The sequence below is a fragment of the Mesorhizobium sp. PL10 genome (assembly GCF_053714315.1).
The window spans coordinates 1-533 of sequence record NZ_JBSKBR010000189.1; the positions used below are offsets into that span (position 1 = coordinate 1).

The following is a 533-nucleotide window of genomic DNA, read 5'->3' on the forward strand; positions in this document are numbered from 1 at the left end:
GTGTACGTTTGGAAACAAGGCGGATGAGTCTCGACGAGGGGGCTCTTTCAACCACGTCTCAAGGACACGGCGGGCGTACTTCGTGAGCGGTGTGCGCCGCTCCTTGCGGCCTTTGCCAAGGCAGAAGACATGTGCCCCGGTACCCAGTTTGATGGATTCCCGCTCGAGGCTGGTCAGCTCCGAAATGCGCAAGCCTGTCTGCACCGCGAGGAGCAGTAACGTGTAATCGCGACGACCAAGCCAGGTTGCTTTGTCGGGCACGGCCAGGATCGCATCAATCTCTGGGCGCGACAGGAAATGGACTTCGCGCTTACCGTGGAGCTTTCCGGGGATGGCAAGAATGCGCTGGACCTGCGCGCTATGGGCCGGCTCTTCGAATGCGACGTATCGGAAAAAAGTGCGGATCGCCGACAGCCTCAAATTGCGCGTCGTGATACTGACCGAGCGATTGTCTTCCAGGTCCTCGAGGAACGCGACAATAAGTGGTGCATCGAGATCTGTAAGCCGCAGGTTGGACGGCGCCACGTGCAGCC

1 protein-coding gene is annotated in these 533 nt (G+C 59.7%); it reads right to left on the reverse strand.

Going from position 1 to position 533, the window contains the following annotated elements; all coding sequences use genetic code 11:
- Positions 1-533 (reverse strand): tyrosine-type recombinase/integrase (locus tag ACWGTO_RS33795; RefSeq protein WP_454578994.1); only part of this gene is annotated, 533 nt, incomplete at both ends.